Here is a 17,998-nt window from a genome sequence, read left to right on the forward strand (position 1 = left end):
TAATTTTAATTCTTTATTCCGACTATTTGCTTATAGAGGGCTTCATGTTCTCTAATAAATCTGTCAATAGATAAATTATTCTCTACATGCGCTCTCATTCTATTCGCAATTAACTCTCTTTCTTTAAATGACATTTCTTTAACTTTCAAAATTTTCGAAATTAAATCATCTATATCTCCAGAACTAAATAAAAAATCTGGAAAATTTTTTAAAACCTCTTTAATTCCAGTGATGTCTGATCCTAAAACAATTCGTTTCGAGGACATTGCTTCCATTGGAGCTATGGGCAGACCTTCTTTTCTCCCTTCATCTTTAGTAGGAATCACGAATAGATCTGCCAAAGCCAAATAAGGTCTGACATCTAATTTCTTGCCCAAAAAGAAAATATTAGAAAAATCTTTGTAATTACTAATCAGCTCTTTACCATATTCATTCTTATCATCACCCACTATGAGTACTTTAATTGTTTTATCGTTTAACCTCACAATTGCATCAAGTAGTATTTCAATCCCCTTTACAGGGACTAAATTAGCTACAGAAATAATAATGAAATCTTCTTCTCCAAAAATTAGTCCTTCTGGAGACTTATAAGTTTTTTCCAAAGGTGAAAATCTTTTAACATCTACACAAAGTGGTATTATGGTAACCTTGCTAAAGTTATTTTTAAAAAACCGTTCAGGTATTTCTTTGTTAACAGATATAATTTTAGTACTCAACTTTGACCGCCACAACCAAGCTTTATTACCCCAACCCATCGCTTTTTTTGTATATATAAACGGAATTCCTGCAAGTTTTGCTGCTAATGGTTCAGAAAAATCAGAGCTCCAATGCCAAGAATGAATGATATTAAAACCACCATTTTTAAAAAACTGATAAATTTTAAAAACTCTAAATGGAAAAGTTAACAATGGATAATAAGAAACACTCGTATTAAATAAATGAACTTTAATATTAAGTTTCATAATTTCCTTAAATAATTCCCCTCTATCATGAAAACAACAAACCTCTGGATTAAAAATATTTTTATCTAAACGAGACACCATATCATAAACAGATTTACCACTCCCGGCCGTATCAAAATTGGGAATCGTAAATAAAATTTTAATACGCCTATCCATGACCTCGGGATTTATAAAATTGGGATAACACTATAAGCATATTTATCGGATGGGCAACATCAAGGGATTGCCCTTGATAAAATCTATGACAACATTCCGTGATCACAGCCTCAGGAATAAACCCATCGGACTTTAGTTCTTGCAATTGTTGTATTACATGGATTTGGTTACTAGCCCCTAAATACTGAAGCTCCCAGTTACGCTGTAAATAGGGTTTCCGAATTAGTGATGACATCATACGTTGCATTTTATTGGTTAAGCGATAGGGTATATTATAAGGAACTTTATCGAAATGGTAGTTGTACAAATGAAATGGACGATGGGCCTGCCAGGTTATTTTCGCTAATTCAGGCATCTTATGCTTTATGTAAGCGATTTGCAACTTTCTATTCGACAACATATTCTCCGGTAACGTACAAATAAACTGACACATCGCATTGTCATAATAGGGCAAGCTTATGGGTGCTACACTATGGAATACCGAAAGATTGACTGAGGTCCAACGTGGTGCCCAGTGCATGGACTTAAAGGCACGTAGTTTCGCATTTGTATCCTCAATGCGAATTTTGGACAATAATTCTGAAATTCGTGATTTCAAATAACTTGTAAAGTCACCCGATAAGTTCCAATGATCCCACAACTTGCAGGCTAACTCCAGTCCACCTCGCTTTATAAGTTTACGTTCTAAAAACGTAACCAGTTCATCTTTGGATAAACTAGGCACATGCATAGAGTCGAATAACACGTCGCCCCAATGCCCTAAGGAAAACACCTCTCCTTTTCCCTCTAAGTAATCAACCACGGCCATCTGTCTTGGACTGGTAAAATCCGAATACCCCCCATTCAGTTCAAACAATCGGTCCAAAACTGACCATAAATACCCTTCAGGAATGGAATAGCTTTCAAACTCGAAATCACAAGCCTCAGCAATCTTTCTGGCTATTTTAGTTTCAGGATAGCCTTGCTGAAATTCGTAACTATAAGAAAACACCTCCCGTTGCAACCTGTGCAAGGCCACAGCCTGGGTACGACTATCGAGTCCACCGGAAAGTGGCAGTATGACCCGTTTACCTTTGGTTTGTTTGTCAATAATACCCTCAAACAGATCAGAATAGGCCTCCAGCGCTTCACTAAAGTCTGATATAGTCGGGGTGGAATGCCATTGAAACCATGGTTTGGAATCCACAACAAAGCCATGTTCGTCGAGTTCATGTTTAGACGCTGGAGCTAGTACCACCTTATCCTTCCAATAGGTGTCCTGATCTAAAAAAAAACCAATAGCCACAAACACGCATATGGCCTCTAAGTGTAATTCATGAGGTGCCTTAACCTTGGCAAAGGTTTGATGGGTTGGTATTATTGGGGTGGTCACTGTTCTCATGTATTGCTAACGCAATATACAATTTTATGTCGTTGAAGGTACCAAGCATTGTAACATTCGACTCAACTCTTTCACGCTTACAATAAGCTCCCCTCTAAAGACCAAAGGGTAACGGAGCGTTAAAACACATCCGATGGATGTTATTAGGGAAGGGGCGAGATTGCGTTTTGGCGAAAGGCGTGACAGGGAGTTTGGCTTAATAATTAGCCTGATTTATTTTTTCATAACCCTCCATCTTACGCCTGTGGCGTAATCCACCTCCCTTAGGCTTAAAGGAGGAGCCAGTTAAATTAATCTTTCTTGTTCCCTTACGAATTAATGGATTCCTGCCTGCGCAGGAATGACAAGATAATTCAAATTTGTATTGCTCTTATCCAATAGTAAGAATATAAGCTCAAAAGCTTGGAGATTCAGGAGTGAAGCGACGCCAAGTTTTGAGCTTGGTTCACCGAAGGTGAAATTCCTACTATTGGTGTCCTTTTTTTGGTTCATTTTTTTGGACAAGCAAAAAAATGAACATAAAACCAAATTGACCGCCGAAGATTCAAGGCTAGCGTTTCCTGCCTGCCGTCCGCCAGGTAGGCAGAATGCATCTCTGCATTGACCATTACTCCATGACCATTTCATAAAAGTCCAAAAACCGGGCAATAGAGGTCTCAGAATTAAAATGCTGTCTTACAAATTCGTGGGCCTGTAAAGTGATACGCTGAATCTCTTTCTCAGGTGTCTCTGCAACCTCCTGAATGGCACCCGCCAGAGCCTCAGGATCTCGAACAGGGACCAACCACCCAGTTTCATTGGGGGTGACTACCTCGGCCATACCACCACAGTTGGTTGACACCACGGGAATACCAAGAGCCATTGCTTCTAAAACCACATTGGCAATGCCCTCTTCTACACTTGGTAATATTAAGCAGTCATAATCTTTAAGAGATTCAAATAGAAGATGCTGTGGTAACCCATTCAAAATTTCAACTTCCTTAGTAAGATTCAATTGATCTATTTGAAATAAAATGTCTTCAGATATCGCGTTGGAAGCAATAACCGTGTAATGCACTTGAACACCTTTTTCCTTTAAAAGTTTTACTGCATCTATGGCATAGTTGTAACCCTTTATCCAATGAAAACGACCTACTGATACCATAAGAAAACAATCCATATTCCTCTTTTCAAAAACCCCAAAAGCATCAAAAGTCGTTTTAACTATAGGAGAATGAATGACCTCTATTTTTTCTTTATCTACATGATATTTTTGAGCTTCGATAGCAATTGCTTTGGAAACAGCGTGAAACCTATCTACTTTAGGAAATAACTCTTTATAAGTATTTGCCAGTTCAACATCTGCTATTGGCGAATAATTTATATGCGCCCCTCTTAAACTTAACACCAGTTTAGCCCCAAACCTGTCCTTTAAAAACATCCATTGTCTAATATCTTTTGCCCACTGAATATGAAAAATATCCGGTTTATGAATTATTACTGGTACTAGTCTTGATAAGACATACCATCTTTTATAACGCTCAGGATAGGTTTTTAGTTCTTTCCAAAGTAGTACAAACCTTGTAGGGTATAAAATCAATAACTTTACAACCCTAAACATGGTTAGTATTACATTTAAAATCCTGTTTTTAGGGATTCCATAGATCTTTATCCTTGGAGACCTGTACTTTATGGGAGCGGTACGTTTACCAAATAAAAGCACCTCATGCTCAGACGCTATACCCTTAATTAAGTTTTCAATAAAGGTAGTACTTGGTACAGTTCCAGAGTAAATGGCTATTTTCAAAGGTTTTTTCTCTTTTATCATTCCAGCTCTATTTTCAATCCCCAATGGGTTTAAATATTTTTAATGTTATAAAATATAACATGGTAGCCATACCGTATTTTTAATTTTTAAAAAACTGCCTTAAACTGGTCCGTATAAACAACCATTTTCGCTTCAAGTTAATTTTACCGCTCATAATAGGTCTCAATGCCAACTTAAGCCCTACAACTTTATCTCCTCTACCCAAAAGTTGTAAAGATTGTCTTAAGTTATCGTACAGTAGTTCAATCTTACGTTGCTCACTTGCCGGTATAATTTTGGCATTACGATAAACCCAAGGTTTTAAATTATTTGCTTCCCAGGTTGTAATAGCCTCTTTAAATAAAGTTTTATAAAGATTATTTAATTCAGGCCAAGAATAATTAGAAGCAATATTTTTAGACTTTGATGCACACTCCAGATATTTCTCATGATCTTCTTTCATTGAAACTACGGCATCCACTAATGCCGACACATCTGCTTTAGGACACAAAATACCACCTCCTTTTTTCAGTGCATCAGCTGCAATACCTATATTGGTTGAAATAACTGGTACACCGCTAGCTAAAGACTCCAAAATAGGTAAAGGTCCTCCTTCAAAATCCGAAGTACATAAATAAACATGTATTGATTCAAAAAACTTTAAGGCTTTTCTGTCCGATGTAAGCTTTTGATGTGTAAATTTCACTCCTATTTCTTCAAAATCATTATAAAATTGTTCCCATCCCCTTCCCTGAATTAGTAGCTCTATATTCATACTGTTATCTACAAGTTTTTTTAATACCTCGATAGCTATATCAATACGCTTTCTGTTAAACTTTCCCGGATAGGACCCCATCATTCCTAGTTTAAAAGCTCCATTTCCCGTATAAAGATCTGGATTTATTTTTTTAAAATCATCAGGCATAATGCCTAATGATGCGTAAATAACCGGTGTTTTTGAATGCGCCCCCAGGAAATGCAACCATTCTATAGAAACCACGTGGATTATATCCGCGTAAGCAGCTTCTTCTATTTTATAAATTTCATCAGAACAAACATGGTGCACTGTTGCAATCGTAGGTATGGGAATATTTCTAAAATCAACTTTTCTATCGTCATCAAGATGAGCGACGTTAAAAAGCCAGTGAATAACATCCACCTGTTGAATCAATAATTGAAACTCTCGATATCTATATTTGAACTCGTGTACAGAAAAATAATAGATCTCATCCTCGGGCATGGCTCGCACTATACCTTTGGCAATAGCGCCTTCTGACCAATAAAAATTTGCCGATACCAATAGAATCCTCATGCCTTTCTAACCACGCTTTTTATGTTATAAATAATAATTTTTTTTATTAAGGCATAATTAAACCACTTTCTTAATAAAACTACTCTATGAATAAGTCGATACTCCTTTTTTCTATAGGTCATTTTTTTTGCATTATTCCGAACTGTACCTTCATGTTTACGCATAAAGTTCAGTTTTTCCGACATATAAGTAAATCTGTAATTTTCCAAACATAGATGAACCCAGAAATAAAAATCTCCTATAGTCTTATAAGTAATGACCTTTTTTGCTTTTTCAGATAATAAAGACTTTTTAAATACTGCTGAACTTACATTTCTAATAATACAGTAATCTGGCATAAAATAGTTTAAAAACTCTTTACCCGCCATATTAAAATCTTTTTCCAGTAGCTTTTCATATTTCCTTTCGATACGTGTTGTGTTACCAATATCATTATTATTTGCATCTACGTTAGTGGTACCCACAAAAACAACATCTGGCGCATAACTTCTATTAAAGCATCCCAATACCTTTTCTAAAAATAAAGGTGATGCAAAATCATCACTTTCTGCAATCCAGATATAATCACCACGAGCAACACTAATCCCTTTAAACCACTGTTTAAAAGGAGATCCTGAGTTTTGGGTATTAACAATAAAATGAGATATTTTCTCATGGTTTTTATAGGTCTTAAGTATATCTATACTCCTATCGGTCGAGGCATCATCTAAAATTATAACTTCAAAGTTCTGATAGGTCTGGTTAATTATTGTATCCAGTCTTTTTTGTAAAAATTTTGCATGATTATAATTAGGAATTATAATGGACACCAAGCACTGTTTAATTCGAGTATCCATTATTCCAATGCCCTTTTTGTAGCTTTTAAATAAGCATTACCATATTTTTCACAAGGCTCTATATGATTACCTTCTGCCCACTCATTCATGGCATTAATGAAAATAAAATTTTCATCTTCTGAAAAAGGCCTAAAATTGTCCTTAATATGTCTTAACCATTTATAATAGAGTTTAGGACTACTCCCTAATCCTATAGAAGCATTATTTCCTTTTCTTGCTGTATTATCCCAGCCTGGTGTAACAGAACGATACAATTTATAGTCTGGTGTGGATCTATCCATTTGTTCTCTAACTCCAAGTTTGAAATCACGCAAACTATATGTATATGTAGCAGGTTTCCTTATAAAAAATCTTTTCAAAAACTTAATCCAATATTTAGATCTTTTTTTATTTTTCATCACACGATGTGGTGAAAACTCTACTGAGGCATCGAAATTGAATTCTTTAGGATTTTTAAAATTATCAAAACTTTCGGCAACACATAAGTATAACCCTTTATAACCAAATTCATTTACAGCAATATCACGCCAAATATTTGAAGTTTTACTAATATCTGGGAACAAATCGGGTCGGTAAACCATAAAAACAGGGCAATCATCAACCCTAATATATCGTCTGTCCGAGAAGACCTTTTCACAAAGCCATCGTATATGGGTTTTATCATCTTCAAAACTATAATCCTGTTTAATCAATATTTCGTGATCCAGTCCATCCCATCGCCGTGTCCAATTTTCATTAGCCCAACAATACATAAAAGGCATATTGGGTTTACCTTGTTTAAGCATTTCATCTAAAGGATAATTAAGTAGCCGTTTGCCGTTAAACCAATAGTGGTAGTAACAAAACCCATGTATACCATATTTTTTAGCCATATTAGCTTGTGCTTCTCTGGTCTGAGGATCTCTTAGGTCATAATACCCTAATTCTGTTGGCACATGAGGTTGGTAATGCCCCTTAAATAGTGGTTTAGCCTTTTTTACATTAGTCCATTCCGTGAACCCTTTACCCCACCATAAATCATTTTCAGGTATGGGATGAAACTGTGGCAATACAAAGGCTATAGATCTTAATTTAGGCATCTAAAATCTTTTTTTTGCAACAATAATTTCAATATATTCGGCTCTAATACCAAAGTCTAAATTATCTATATATTCAATTTCTACTTCGGCACCGGTATGCTCTTCAATAAAATTTTTAATATCATACCCCCAATGAAATGTTACTGGTGATCCTTTGGGGTCAACAGGATTACCATGCCATTCGGGTTCAAACAAAAAAATGGGTTCTCCATCATGGTCTTTTTTTGCCCAACGCTGTGTCTTTTTATGCTTATTGATAATAGGTACAGAAAAAATATGTGCCCCTCCAGGTTTTAAGGTACGATGTATTTCTTTAAAAGCTTTGTCTGGTTCATAAATATGCTCCATAACATCTGATGTAATTACCAAATCAAAGGTGTTGTCTTTAAAGGTTTGATTTTCCAGATCTTCGTTTCTAATACCATTTACAATACTTCCAAAAGGTTTATCAACAAAATATTGAGTTTCTAAATACTGCTTTGCATTATTACTTAAATTAATGCTATGTCCCCTATTTCCGGGTGAAGACTCATGTATAGCAAGGTTTTTCCAGTTAGGGTAATACTGGTTAATTATAAACATTAGTGCTCTCTCTCTTGGAATTGAACCACAGTCAGAACATTTGAAATAATCCCGAAGCCAACTATTTCTTGAAACAAACATGACTTCTTGTTCACAGCATGGACAAAACCCTGAATGCTTGAAATAGAATTCCCTTTTTCTAGCTTCATGTATACTTGTAATTTTTCCTTTAATGTATATTTTTAAAACTCGTAGCATATTTTAAAAGTCAAAATAGTTTTTAAAAAATAAATAATAATGTAAAAAACATCAATTTATTAATTCACGAAAAATTAATTATAAAATCTTAGTACTTTATTATACAATTTAATAATAAATTACAAGCTTTTGTTGAAATATTACTCATCATTCAATCTCATAAAGTCTAGGGATATTATTTATAACTATAGAGAACATTGACTTAAAATCATTAAACCAAATATTACTATTATTCATATTATGAAGTAAAACCTCTGCCAATTGTCTAGTACGACCTTTAAAAATTAATTGATTATACATTAGGGACGAAGATGATATTCCACATAATTCCACTTGAGGGTCATTGTACAATAAACATTCCAGTGGCATTAAATTATTTTCAATCACTATGACTTTATCCTTGAAGATATTTTTAAATTTATAGTCAAAATCATGATTTCTTGGATGTCCCTTCCAATAGACTTGACACTTTTTATCTAAATAATAACTAATAAGGTGTAGATAAATTTCAAACTCAAAATCTTTAGTTACTAAATCATAATTTGAGAAACATTGACCTACGATAATTACTATCTTCCGATCATTAATTCTTTCTAATTTAAATTTCCAAATATCGGAAACCTTTTGAATTACATCTTTTAGGTAAAAATTATTTACAACATCATTTTTTTTCTTTGGCTCAACTAGAGGCAATAAAAAATATCTCCCAATTACCCTTTTCTCATGTTTCCTAAGAACTAAATGGCCATACTTATGCAATAATAATGATCTGTTCAGAAAATATTTTCCAATAATTTTTACCTTTTTAAAAAAGGTTTCATTTTCTAGAAATAAAGACTTTAAAGTAAATTTCCTTACTGGCACATAAGAATGTAATCCCTCTTCAAATAACAAAATTGGCATTGAAGAAAAACTATCAGCAATGTCTTTTGATTGTTTTGAAAACAGCTTTCCAATCCAAAGATTAATATATTTATTCTTTTGAAGTTTATGTAATTCATTAAAACTAACAATACCGTTTATAAAATCATACTTTCTAAGAATCCTAATACATTCATTCGATATATCCTCATTTACTTCAAATAAAATTACATCACATGATTGGGATTTATCTTTGATATGAACCTGATAAAAGTTTAAAAAAGTTATACATTGCCAAGTTCCGTTAATTGCCGCAATATCCATTTTAAAATAATCTATCAAAAAACTCTCTCACACAACCTTCACCTCCCTTTGCTGTCATTATCAATATTTGTGGCAGGGACTTTATTTTCTTTATAGCATCAGCCGGACAGCCGGCCCATCCCACATTTTGTAAGGCTTCCAGACAATTAATGTCATCACCTATATATGCCACCTCACTTAGGGAGATATTTTCTTTTTTACAAATTTCCTTGATGGCATCTAGTTTACCCCCATGTTCTTTACCTTGATACAAATAATCTACTTTCAACTTGGTCGCCCTATATTCAACTATTTTTGTGTTTTCTGATGTAATCATGGCCGTTTTAATTCCTGCACTACGAAGTAGTTCAAAAGCTTTGCCATCATGGGTATTGAATTTTTTGAGCTCCTCCCCATTTTCAGTATAATACATCCCTGCATCAGTTAAAACGCCATCAACATCGGTTGCAAAGAGTTTTATTTTTTTCTTTTCAGGTTTAATAATGTTTCGATACATAAGCGCCTCTGCAATAATCCAATCTTCAGGTTGGTCCAATTCAAACGCCGTGTATTCGGGCATTTCATATAAACCTATTTTGCCACTCAACCTATTTTTGTCCCTTAAAATATTCGCCACGGTATTTATGTAGACTGCACCATTTTCCATATATTCTCCAAAGAAATCCTGTCTTCTTGGGCGGTTTTTATAATCATAGTTTTTTGAAGTTCCATCTTGGTTCCAAAAAAAACGTTTTATTTTCACAACACTTAACAGGGAATCGATAAGTTGGCCATTAAACTTTTGTAGAGCCTTTGAGAAATCTAAATTCGTAGTGAATGGAGATGTTGCTTGAACAAGCATAAAAACGGTATCTTTTTCCAATTTCGTCTTTTCCAAATACTCTAGCATAACACTCTCTGTAGTAGAAGTGTCTTTCGAGTTTTCGGTTGAGCGCCTATAAATTTCTGTTTTTTTTAAATCAAACTCAGCTACAGTTTCCTCGATTATATCCGAATCTGTAGCAACAATAATTTTGTTTATTTGTGGTGTTTCTTCCAGAGCCGAAATACTCCAATACACCAAAGGTCTTCCGCAAAAATCTTTAATGTTTTTTAATGGAATGGATTTGCTACCACCACGCACAGGTATAAAAGCTATTACATCCATTTTACCATTTTATCTGGTTCTTTTTAAGTTTATTTCTTTGAACATTTTCTATATCCAATATTTCCTGCTTTTTAAAATTCATTGATCTATGAACCGCATTGGCATCTCGGGCTAATTTGCGCAAGCCATCAGGTTCTAGTGATGCGGCATGATCAGTTCCTTTCCATGTCCTATCCAACGTAAAATGGCGTTCTATCCATTCTGCTCCAAGGGCTACGGCTGCAGCATCGACTGCAATTCCCAAATGATGCCCCGAAAAACCAATAGATTTAACCCTGTACATGAATTTTTCTTTCAGACGCTTTATCTCCAACAGACTAATATCTTCAAAAGGTACTGGATAACCAGAGGTACAACTATAAATAACCAGATCCTTGGCACGTTGCTTTTTCTCAAAAAAGGTTACAATTTTTTCTTCTTCCTCATGGGTTGTCATTCCTAACGAAAGGTGGATATCACCTTCAAAATTGTTGGCCAAATATTCCAACAAAGGTTTATTGAGATTACAAGCCGATGGCACTTTGATAAGCTTGGGATTGATAAACATAATCTCTTTCGCTGAAGTTATATCCCAAACTGAAGTTGAATATATTACATTTAACTCTTCACACCATTTCTTAAGTTGCTTGTGTTGCTCTAAATCAAATTCTAAAAACTCACGATGTGCTCCGTAAGTATTGCCATAAGAATTAAGGGGGTTTGGATGAGGTGCCACGTATTCATCTTCAGTCAGCAATTCTTTATTAGAGCGTTTTTGAAATTTCGCTACATCAACCTTACAAAATATGGCAGCCGTTTGAATAAGCTCTTTGGCAATTTCCATTTGCCCTTTATGATTAGCTCCAATCTCTGCAATAATTTTAGGTCTTTTCATATTTTTAATTTAAATGCATCTTTTCAAGTGCATCCTTTACATTTTTTAAAGAAGTATGATATAATTCTTTTTGTTTTCTTGATATATACTCAATTTCATTTTGCGTATTTTCAAGCGAGTTTAATATTCTTGACTGCAAATCTTTAGAATAAGTTGAAGATAGCACATCAACACCCCAATTAGGTCGCCCTATATCATCTAGAAACCATTGTAATTTATCATGTGAGATAATTGACACTATGGGAGTTTTACAACCGAAAGGAATCATTTGTGCATGACCTCGCATACCTACTACTAATTTAGGTCTTGAGTATTCTTCAATAATTTTCTTAGGATGAACATGACTCAATTTAACTAATTCATACTTTACACCGAAACTTTGTAGGAAAGGAAGAATTGCTTCGTCCGTTTGCATATGTGAATAAAACTTTATTGGTATATTTTTAGATATGTCCTTAAGCATTTTGGCTGTATTAGATAATATTACACCAATATTCTTACCGAATCTTAAGTGAGATCTATCGAAGGCTGTATTAATAGCAACAAAATCCTCTTTTTGATTATAATCTGCAAGATCTGGATAAAGTTTAGATAAAAACGTAGTCATACATGGTTGAAAGCGTAGTTTATGATGCAAATCTTCCGGTATATAATTTTTAATAGCTTCTATACTACCCGTATTTCTTAGGCCAATGTAACAAGATTTTTTTGCAAAGGCCGTGATATTTTCCTTAAAATATGGCTCAAATTCTTCCTGCCCTCGAAAACGATTGTAACCCACCGCATAAATTACAACAGGTCTTTTTATTTTTTTAAGCATTTCTACAGAGCAAGGCCATTGCCATCCACTTTTATCATTAGCATTGGTATCCTTTAAAAACAAGCCACCACCACCTATTACCACACCATTTGTATCATTAATTTGGTTAATTAGCTGATCATCAACCACGGGATAAACAGCTTTATTCTTCCAACATAATGTAGGAAGAATATGTGACCAAGTATCCTGAAGTGCAATGGGCAACAATGCATCCCCCGCATTCCCGTAATTGAATGCCGATATATGTATGATTTTGTGGCTTTCGTTTTTTGATGGAAAGTCAACAATTTGAGGTAGTTCTTTTGGTAACAATGAATTATTTGCCTTAGATACTTTAAAAAATCTAAAATAAATTTTCCTGAGAATTTTATCTATAGTACTTTTCATTAAAGATATTTCTTTAAACGGATTTTAAGTTTGTTATTTAGATTGCTGAAAAGACTTTTTTTAGTTTTCTTTTTGCTATTTTCTTTTATAATGTCAATGATTCGTTGTTTATTATCTTTCTTAAATCTTTTATCTATTCCTTTTTTGGCTATTACGGATACAAAACCTCTATTCATAAATAATTCTATTATTGAAAATCCTTCGCTCTCCAATAACCAAGGTAAAGTTTTGTTGGAAAATGTATTTACATGTACATCCCAAAAAAATGTATCTAGACTTCCTGTATAAATATTATCAATTGTTGGACATTCTATATAAATGTAACCATCATCTTTTAAACGTGTATAAATTTCCTTAATGAATGCACGCGGATCTATGATATGCTCTATGACGTGAAAATTACAGATAAAATCAAATAAAATCCCTTTCGGATAATCCTGAAACATTACGGTTTCAATTTCAATATTATAACGTTTTTGTACAGGCTTAACAAAATTAGAATCCGGTTCTATACCAATAACTTTATGTCCTAAAGCTTTTAATAACCATAAAAAACTACCAGCGCCACAACCAATTTCCAAGCAACTTTTAGCTTTTGAAAAGAAACTGGGAATTTTCTTTTCGAGATGATGTATGCGCTCTAAAGCATACTGTTCAGTTTGTATAAACTTATCCAAGTCCGGTTCGGTAGATTTTCTGGCTTCCTTCGAAAAATCACCATCCAAGTATAATTTAGACACTTCTGCATTTGATATTCTTGGCCAAGTATAAATGAATCCACAATTAGAACAAACATGATTTTCCAAATATCTTTTTCCCCTAGAATTAGTATAAAGTAATTCATTATTGGGCGATTCGCAAATTGGACATCTATTCATTATTTATAAAGTCTTTATCCAATTCTTTATTTTTAATTGAATATAATTTAAAAAATATCCGTCAAAATACAACAAATAATAGTAAATACTATAGGCTATAATGCCAAATTTAGAATGATGCCCCAATTCTATTTTCCGATGCATTTTTAGGGCTTTTTTATAATCTTGTCTGGTGACTATATTTGGAAATTCATCTCTAAAATCTTTAAGTAATTTTCTGGTGGTTTTGTGTTGTAATGCCTTATTAGTAGTTACTGACTGGTTTGCTACTTTTCTATTTATGGCTACCAGTTTTCTGGGGATACCATATACCTGAGACACCAGAGCAAAACGTAATACATAATCCCAATCTACATTCATGTTAGGATATCTATTGGTAAAGGTTAAATGATTACCTGTATGAACAGATTTACGCAGCATCATGCAGGTGTTTACTACTTTAAGCTGGTTAATGTATAAGAACTTAAATAATGCTTCCCCTTGAGGAAATTGCTTACCATTAACCAATAGTCCAGGGAACAACACGCGCCTGTGGTCACTTACAAACTCCGCAATACCAGATACTAACCCAACTTTTGGGTACTGCTGCATAACGGCTACCTGCCATTCAATACGTTCTGACACATATACATCGTCTTGTTCGGCCATAGCAATGAAAGCACTTTCTGGTGATGCTGAAGCTATTAATTTATTTGTATTGGGGCCCAGTCCCAAATTGACTGGATTCTCAGTAACAGTAATTCGTGGATCCTTAAAACTTTCGGCAATGGCTTTTGATCTATCTTTTGAACCATCAATACCAATTAGCAACTCAAAATTAGTGTAGGTTTGATTGAGTAAACTTTCTAAGGTTGTCTTTAAAGTGCTTTCACCATTATAAACAGGAAGAATTATAGTTACTAATGGCTTTTTATCTACCATTTAATTTTTGTTTTATTTTAATCAAAAGCTTTATAAACGGATTAAATTGTTTTATTAACTTAATTTCATTTTTTAAACTTAGGTAAAGCAATATGTGCTTATAATATTCATAATAAAGCATCTGCTTTTCATTAATATTCTGACTTTTGTTTATACTTGTTGCTTGATTATCATGCAGCCTAAACCTTACGAGGTAATCATCTACAAAACCAATAAGAAAATGGGGCATTACAAGATACCAGTAAAGATAGTCTAAGTTCTGTTTTAAGGAGGTACTAAAGTACCCTACGTTCTCTAAACATGTTTTATTTAACAATACGGCCGAGGGCTCTCCAATTTTGTTTCCTGGGGATTTAAGGAAGTTAGGATCTCTTAAATAAACACGTCCGGAAATCACCCCTTCCGTCACCATAAAATTTGCCCATTTATCATGTAAGGTCTTGTAATTATTTATAAAATCTGCATATCTATGCTTTGGTCCCTCAACCATAAAATGACGTTTACAATAGACCAATCCAATTTTGGGATTGGTTAAGGCCAATTGCATCATTTTATCTATACATGCAGGTTCTAAAATATCGTCCTGAAATAAAAATTTAATATAATCGCCTTTTGCCTGCTTTACACAGTTATTCCAATTAGCACCAATACCTTGTGGTTCATGATTATATACATATATAGGAATATTGGTCTTTTGTTTATACGATTCAACAATTTTCAAGGTTCCATCCTGAGAAGCATCATCAGAAATAACAATTTCAATATTTCGATAGGTTTGAGCAATAGCAGAATTTAAAGCCTGATCTAAATAAGCTTCGCCGTTACAGGTAGGTATGCATATGGAGACAAGAGGTTTCATTGTATCATTTTTCTTAACTTACGTAATACCTTAATAGCATAAAACGAAAACTTTTTTAAAATGCTGTAATTATATCTCATTATATCTTTACTTTCAATATAATACTCGTACTTATGAGCATGATAAATAGAATAAATGTTCTTAAAAACATTTCCTTTAATAGTATTTATTTTTTGACCTGTTTTATGAATGACATAAACAATAGATAACTGATCTCTACGACTATACTTTAAAGTCTGTTTCCACCAAAACGGATAAAAGTTTCCGGAATCAATATTTTGGTTTTTAATTAAGATTCCTGAAGCATACATACCCGCATGAGCCGGCATACCGTTAAAAAAATATATTAAAGCCTGTTTTAAAATGCGTAAAGAAAAATCCTTACCAATTCTTACACTGGTCATGGCTTCACTATAAAAATCATCTCGATCGGGATGTACATACATTGTTAAAAATGAATTATGTGCAAATTCAATTAATTTAGGTAGTTTATCAAAATCTAATTGGATATTAGAATCATGCCATATTAAAACATCATAGTCTTTCAATATAGGGTCGCCCATATGCTTGTAGTAAAAGGCATTTTTTGAAACATCTTTAAAAATTAATGGCTTTATTACAGTTTCATAGGGATAAACATTTAAGTCCGTATCCGTAAATAAGTAAAAGCTTATATCACTGCCGTCCAAATAGTTTAAAGGCGTTAGGAGCGCATCCTTACCTCCGAAATTAGCCGTATAAATTGCAATTTTCATGTAATTCTTTTTGAATACAACTTAATTAAATAATAAAGTCCCTTCGCGCCAAATTCAATTAAAATAGCATTAATAATACCTCTCTCAAACAATCTTTCCTTTAATGGAAGTTTGCCTAACAATCTAAAACAACGATAAACTAAAAATTTTCTTGCTTTTTTGGGAGCCTTATCTTTAACTTCTAAATACGTATTCCAATAGGTGAAAAAATAGCCTAAATAAGTTTTGCGCCTACTGTCGCGTAAACTTCCCCTAATAGACGCTTTATGATATCTGATTAAGGTAACGACTTCCTCAAGAAAAATACCATTTTCTGACAATAGGAGAATTTTACAAAAATAATTGTATTCCTGTCCAGACATTAAACTTTCATTAAACCTTACTTGTTTCGCTAGATTTGATGTTATAAGTGTATCACAGGTTAACCAATTTATTTTATGCCTAATATAATTAATGGACGTGATGTCTTTAGTGGTAAACTGGTACTGATTCACCAAGGTCTTGTTAAGTTCTTCATTATTTAGATAACGGGATTGGGCGACAACAAAGTGGTAATCATCGCTGTGTAAAGCTTTTATCTTTACCTGAAGATGATTAGGGGCCATTAAATCGTCACTGTCAAAAAACATAATATAATCTCCTCTTGCTTTTTGAAGCCCGAAATTCCTGCACGCATTGGCCCCTTTTACTTTATTTATAGGTCTTTGCAAAGCAACAAATCTTGAATCATTTAAAGCATAATCAGTTAATACTTTTAAAGAATTATCTGTAGAATCGTCATCAACCACAATACACTCCCAATTAGTATATGTTTGCTTTTGGATTGAATTTAGCGTGTTTCTGATAAGATGGGCCCTATTGTATGACGGTATTATTATGGATACTAAATTATTGTTTGACATAAAAACCTTATGTTAATCGAATTACGCTAAACGTTTAGACTTGTTTAATAATTAAATAACCTTTTCCAAAACACTTATAAGACACATATGCTAATTTAAGGTAACATTTTCCTGAAAATGATAAATTAAATAGCTTCTTTGTATATTTAAATACTGCTTTCGCTTTTATGTAGTCATTTTCATTGAGCATATTGTAATACGAATCAGTAAAATAATTAAAAAAATAGGATTGCGCCTTAAAGCTCAAGTCATTACCAAATAAAGTATATATCTTTTTTCTTGCCAAAAAATAGTTCCAGAGGACATTAGCATTTTTTTGCCCAGACATACTTTCTTCATGGTTCCTAAAAAACACCAGTTCCTGATTTACAAAACAATAATCTTTATCATAATGTAAAACTCTACTGAAAAATTCCCATTCTTGAGCGGCTTGCAAATCTTCATCAAACTTCAACCCAAAATTTATTAAAAACTCTTTTTTGAAAAGTGGAGCTTGAGTTAGCCAAATATTTTTTTTCATTAAAAACTTCTCAAAAACATCATTTGATGTAGGGTAAGTTCTTAGAATATCGATAATATTTGAAGGACTGTTTTGAAATTTAGCAGTTTTGCAGACGCAAAAATTCGTTTTAGACTCAATCAATTTGGAAAGTTGAAGTTCAATCTTATTTTTATGCATTAAATCATCGCTATCGAACCAATTTATATAGTCTCCATTACTTATTTTTAAACCATAATTCCTGCATGCATTTGCTCCTTTAGGCTTTAGTCTCGGTCTTTTCACAATCTTTATTCTATCATCTTTTTTGCAAAAATCTTCAACTACCTTAAAAGTATTATCAATACTACCATCATCGACAACAATACATTCCCAATTTGTGTAGGTTTGAGCAATAATGGAATTTAATGTCTCTCCTATTAAATCTGCTCTGTTATAACTCGGTATAACTATTGAAACTTTATTACCCATTTAAAATT

The 17,998-nt window shown here is 33.4% G+C and carries 17 protein-coding genes; all 17 read right to left on the reverse strand.

The genetic code is table 11. The features are described 5' to 3' along the window. Positions 1-5: 5 nt before the first annotated feature. The 17 genes from MR041_RS00395 to MR041_RS00475 all read right to left on the reverse strand — a co-directional run bounded on the left by MR041_RS00395 (position 6) and on the right by MR041_RS00475 (position 17,990). Positions 6-1,118: a glycosyltransferase gene (locus MR041_RS00395; protein ID WP_242091605.1), complete on the reverse strand. Its 1,113-nt coding sequence runs from the start codon at positions 1,116-1,118 to the stop codon at positions 6-8. Further along, entirely contained in the window at positions 1,111-2,499 is a 1,389-nt protein-coding gene (locus MR041_RS00400) for an asparagine synthase-related protein (RefSeq protein ID WP_242091606.1), read from the reverse strand. The genes MR041_RS00395 and MR041_RS00400 overlap by 8 nt, the downstream gene beginning before the upstream one ends. Positions 2,500-3,106: 607 nt before the next feature. Next, entirely contained in the window at positions 3,107-4,306 is a 1,200-nt protein-coding gene (locus MR041_RS00405; RefSeq protein WP_242091607.1) for a glycosyltransferase family 4 protein, read from the reverse strand. A 79-nt stretch (positions 4,307-4,385) separates the two neighbouring features. Next, positions 4,386-5,456: a glycosyltransferase family 4 protein gene (locus MR041_RS00410; RefSeq protein ID WP_242091608.1), complete on the reverse strand. Its 1,071-nt coding sequence runs from the start codon at positions 5,454-5,456 to the stop codon at positions 4,386-4,388. A gap of 137 nt (positions 5,457-5,593) precedes the next feature. Continuing rightward, positions 5,594-6,406 carry a glycosyltransferase gene (locus tag MR041_RS00415; RefSeq protein WP_242091609.1) on the reverse strand — a complete coding sequence of 271 codons (813 nt, stop codon included), beginning with the start codon at positions 6,404-6,406 and terminating at the stop codon, positions 5,594-5,596. Positions 6,407-6,432: 26 nt separating this feature from the next. Then, positions 6,433-7,512: a glycosyltransferase WbsX family protein gene (locus tag MR041_RS00420; protein WP_242091610.1), complete on the reverse strand. Its 1,080-nt coding sequence runs from the start codon at positions 7,510-7,512 to the stop codon at positions 6,433-6,435. Beyond that, entirely contained in the window at positions 7,513-8,292 is a 780-nt protein-coding gene (locus MR041_RS00425) for a class I SAM-dependent methyltransferase (RefSeq protein WP_242091611.1), read from the reverse strand. 147 nt (positions 8,293-8,439) lie between these two features. Continuing rightward, the gene (locus MR041_RS00430; protein ID WP_242091612.1) at positions 8,440-9,477 is read right to left on the reverse strand and encodes an alpha-2,8-polysialyltransferase family protein; all 1,038 of its coding nucleotides are present in this window, start codon (positions 9,475-9,477) and stop codon (positions 8,440-8,442) included. A gap of 1 nt (position 9,478) precedes the next feature. Continuing rightward, positions 9,479-10,624 (reverse strand): acylneuraminate cytidylyltransferase, encoded by a 1,146-nt coding sequence (locus MR041_RS00435; protein ID WP_242091613.1) that lies wholly within the window; start codon positions 10,622-10,624, stop codon positions 9,479-9,481. Position 10,625: 1 nt separating this feature from the next. Continuing rightward, on the reverse strand, positions 10,626-11,507 hold the full coding sequence (locus MR041_RS00440) for an N-acetylneuraminate synthase family protein (RefSeq protein WP_422613561.1): 882 nt from the start codon (positions 11,505-11,507) through the stop codon (positions 10,626-10,628). Beyond that, the gene (locus MR041_RS00445) at positions 11,503-12,705 is read right to left on the reverse strand and encodes a polysaccharide pyruvyl transferase family protein (RefSeq protein WP_242091615.1); all 1,203 of its coding nucleotides are present in this window, start codon (positions 12,703-12,705) and stop codon (positions 11,503-11,505) included. Before MR041_RS00445 ends, MR041_RS00440 begins: the two co-directional genes overlap by 5 nt. Beyond that, positions 12,705-13,511 (reverse strand): class I SAM-dependent methyltransferase, encoded by an 807-nt coding sequence (locus tag MR041_RS00450; protein WP_242091616.1) that lies wholly within the window; start codon positions 13,509-13,511, stop codon positions 12,705-12,707. Before MR041_RS00450 ends, MR041_RS00445 begins: the two co-directional genes overlap by 1 nt. 75 nt (positions 13,512-13,586) lie before the next feature. Continuing rightward, complete coding sequence (locus MR041_RS00455; RefSeq protein WP_242091617.1) at positions 13,587-14,504, reverse strand: glycosyltransferase family 2 protein; 918 nt, start codon at positions 14,502-14,504, stop codon at positions 13,587-13,589. Continuing rightward, positions 14,494-15,363 (reverse strand): glycosyltransferase family 2 protein, encoded by an 870-nt coding sequence (locus tag MR041_RS00460; RefSeq protein ID WP_242091618.1) that lies wholly within the window; start codon positions 15,361-15,363, stop codon positions 14,494-14,496. Before MR041_RS00460 ends, MR041_RS00455 begins: the two co-directional genes overlap by 11 nt. Further along, positions 15,360-16,118 (reverse strand): glycosyltransferase domain-containing protein, encoded by a 759-nt coding sequence (locus tag MR041_RS00465; RefSeq protein WP_242091619.1) that lies wholly within the window; start codon positions 16,116-16,118, stop codon positions 15,360-15,362. The genes MR041_RS00460 and MR041_RS00465 overlap by 4 nt, the downstream gene beginning before the upstream one ends. Then, positions 16,115-17,020, reverse strand: a complete 906-nt coding sequence (locus tag MR041_RS00470) for a glycosyltransferase family 2 protein (protein WP_242091620.1) — start codon at positions 17,018-17,020, stop codon at positions 16,115-16,117. Before MR041_RS00470 ends, MR041_RS00465 begins: the two co-directional genes overlap by 4 nt. A 34-nt stretch (positions 17,021-17,054) precedes the next feature. Next, the gene (locus tag MR041_RS00475) at positions 17,055-17,990 is read right to left on the reverse strand and encodes a glycosyltransferase family 2 protein (RefSeq protein ID WP_242091621.1); all 936 of its coding nucleotides are present in this window, start codon (positions 17,988-17,990) and stop codon (positions 17,055-17,057) included. Positions 17,991-17,998: the final 8 nt, after the last annotated feature.

It is taken from the genome of Aestuariivivens sediminicola, from assembly GCF_022662015.1.
Taxonomy (GTDB): domain Bacteria; phylum Bacteroidota; class Bacteroidia; order Flavobacteriales; family Flavobacteriaceae; genus Aestuariivivens; species Aestuariivivens sediminicola.

Excerpts from the sequence above, each read along its gene's own strand:
- MR041_RS00395 (WP_242091605.1), bottom strand. The coding sequence starts at position 1,118 with ATGGATAGGCGTATTAAAATTTTATTTACGATTCCCAATTTTGATACG.
- MR041_RS00400 (WP_242091606.1), bottom strand. The coding sequence starts at position 2,499 with ATGAGAACAGTGACCACCCCAATAATACCAACCCATCAAACCTTTGCC.
- MR041_RS00455 (WP_242091617.1), bottom strand. The coding sequence starts at position 14,504 with ATGGTAGATAAAAAGCCATTAGTAACTATAATTCTTCCTGTTTATAAT.
- MR041_RS00465 (WP_242091619.1), bottom strand. The coding sequence starts at position 16,118 with ATGAAAATTGCAATTTATACGGCTAATTTCGGAGGTAAGGATGCGCTC.
- MR041_RS00445 (WP_242091615.1), bottom strand. The coding sequence starts at position 12,705 with ATGAAAAGTACTATAGATAAAATTCTCAGGAAAATTTATTTTAGATTT.
- MR041_RS00435 (WP_242091613.1), bottom strand. The coding sequence starts at position 10,624 with ATGGATGTAATAGCTTTTATACCTGTGCGTGGTGGTAGCAAATCCATT.
- MR041_RS00405 (WP_242091607.1), bottom strand. The coding sequence starts at position 4,306 with ATGATAAAAGAGAAAAAACCTTTGAAAATAGCCATTTACTCTGGAACT.
- MR041_RS00475 (WP_242091621.1), bottom strand. The coding sequence starts at position 17,990 with ATGGGTAATAAAGTTTCAATAGTTATACCGAGTTATAACAGAGCAGAT.
- MR041_RS00430 (WP_242091612.1), bottom strand. The coding sequence starts at position 9,477 with ATGGATATTGCGGCAATTAACGGAACTTGGCAATGTATAACTTTTTTA.
- MR041_RS00420 (WP_242091610.1), bottom strand. The coding sequence starts at position 7,512 with ATGCCTAAATTAAGATCTATAGCCTTTGTATTGCCACAGTTTCATCCC.
- MR041_RS00425 (WP_242091611.1), bottom strand. The coding sequence starts at position 8,292 with ATGCTACGAGTTTTAAAAATATACATTAAAGGAAAAATTACAAGTATA.
- MR041_RS00460 (WP_242091618.1), bottom strand. The coding sequence starts at position 15,363 with ATGAAACCTCTTGTCTCCATATGCATACCTACCTGTAACGGCGAAGCT.
- MR041_RS00470 (WP_242091620.1), bottom strand. The coding sequence starts at position 17,020 with ATGTCAAACAATAATTTAGTATCCATAATAATACCGTCATACAATAGG.